A 2,279-nucleotide genomic window follows, 5' to 3' on the forward strand; every position below is an offset into this window, starting at 1 on the left:
TGCGGATTCCGACGTGAAGCCGGCCGCCATTCCGATCAAAGACCGGCCACCGTTCCGATTTGAAGCCGGCCACCATTCCAATCAAAAGCCGGCCAGTTTTCGGCACTGAACATTACCTCCTGGGTCAGCAACTTTGGCATCAATCACCTCGCGATGAACGGGGACATTTTGATGCCGGCAAAGAGAAGGCTGACCATGAGACAATTGAGACAAATGCTGCGGCTTGCCGGAAGCGGGACGAGCTCCCGCGAGATTGCGGTCGTGTTGGGGATAGATAGCGCGCAGTACGGTGCAGGATAATTTGCAGCGTGCAGCCGCGGTTGGATTGAGCTGGCCCTTGCCGGGCGAGCTGACCGACGATGCGCTTGAGCACAAGCTCTTCAGTCGCAACGGCGTCAAACAGGGCACGCGGCGACGCACGGAACCGAACTGGGCCGATCTTGCGGTCGAGCTCAAGAAGCCCGGCGTCACATTGCTCATCCTGTGGGAGGAGTATCGTGGGTCGCATCCCGACGGTTACGGATATAGTCGCTTCTGCGAACTCTTTCGCAGTTTCGAGCAGCGGCTTTCGCCGACGATGCGCCAGGAGCATGCGGCCGGCGACAAGGTCTTCGTCGATTATTCCGGCAAGAAGATCCCAATTATCGATCGCAAGACCGGTGAGATCCGCGAGGCGGAGATCTTCGTGGCGGTGCTGGGTGCGTCCAGCTACACCTTTGCCGAGGCCACCTGGACGCAAACGCTTCCCGACTGGATTGGCTCGCATGTCCGGATGTTTCGTTTTTTTCACGGCGTTCCCAGACTCGTCATTCCCGACAATCTGAAGTCTGGCGTCAGTCGCGCTAGTTTCTACGATCCCGAGATCAACCGCAGCTACGGCATGATGGCTTCCCACTATGGCGTCGGCGTTCTTCCGGCACGGCCAAGAAAGCCTCGGGATAAATCGAAAGTGGAGAATGGAGTGCGTTTCGCCCAGTCCTGCATTCTGGGGCGCCTGCGCAACCAGACTTTCTTCTCGCTGGCTGAGGCCAATGCCGCCATTGCCCAGGCGCTCGATCGCATCAACGACCACGTCATGCGCCGGCTGGGCGTCAGTCGCCGGCAGCTCTTCGAGACCGTCGAGCGCCCGGCTTTGGCCAGTCTTCCACTGGAGGATTACGAGTTTGCCGAATGGCGTTTGGCCCGCGTCTCGACGGATTATCACGTCGAGTTCAAGACCTTCTTTTATTCCGTGCCCCACAGCCTCATTCGTCAGCAGGTCGATCTGAGAGCAACGGCGCGCACCATCGAGATCTTCCACCGCGGCAAGCGCGTCGCGGTGCATCAGCGCCGCCATGGAGGTCCTCGCCATGGAACCGATCCGGATCACATGCCCAGTTCCCACCGGCGCTATGCCGAATGGACGCCGGAGCGCTTTCGGCGTTGGGCCACGTCGATCGGGCCACAGACCGAAGGCCTGGTCATCGCAATTCTCGCCAGCCGTCCGCATCCAGAGCAGGGCTTTCGAACATGTCTGGGCATCCTGCGCCTGTTTCGCGACATCGATCGCAATCGGGCTGAAGCCGTGTCAGCCCGCGCTGTCGAGATCGGTGGCTTGAACTGCAAGAGCATTGCTTCGCTCATCGCCAATCACAAGGCCGCACGCCATTCCACCCAACCAACCGCCATCGTCGATCACGCCAATCTGCGTGGCCCTGATTACTTTCATTGAGGAGATCCACCCATGCTGATCAATCCCACCATCGACATGCTGCGAGAGCTCGGCCTCTACGGCATGGCAACCGCTTTCCAGGAACTCGACACGCAGCCCGAAGTGCGCGGCCTCGAGCACGGCGAATGGCTTGCCATGCTGCTCGAACGCGAGGCGACCATGCGCCGCCAGAAGCGTTTCGAGGCTCGCGCCAGGGCTGCCAAGCTTCGCCATGACGCGCAGATCGAGAATGCCGACTTCCGCGCCGCACGCGGCCTCGACCGCAATATGTTCATGGCGCTTGCCGGCTGTGACTGGATCAGAAAGCATCACGGTCTTCTTGTCACCGGACCAGCCGGCGTCGGCAAAAGCTGGCTTGCCTGCGCTCTTGGCCACCAGGCCTGCCGCGAAGACTTCTCAGTCGCCTACCACCGGGTTCCCAGGCTGTTCGCCGCCCTCGCGCTTGCAAGAGGCGACGGGCGATACGGCAGGATCCTCAAATCTCTTGCCAGTGCTGATCCTCGATGACTGGGGACCGGAAAAACTCAATGATGACCAACGCCGCGATCTCCTGGAGATCATTGAGGAT

General features: G+C 60.4%; 2 pseudogenes. Both read left to right on the forward strand.

Going from position 1 to position 2,279, the window contains the following annotated elements:
• Positions 1–195: 195 nt before the first annotated feature.
• A pseudogene (istA, locus tag AC0L2A_RS35985) lies at positions 196–1,711 on the forward strand (IS21 family transposase).
• 12 nt (positions 1,712–1,723) lie between these two features.
• Positions 1,724–2,279 (forward strand): annotated as a pseudogene (locus tag AC0L2A_RS35990) (ATP-binding protein); the annotation flags it as partial.

Source organism: Mesorhizobium sp. WSM4844 (assembly GCF_055811775.1).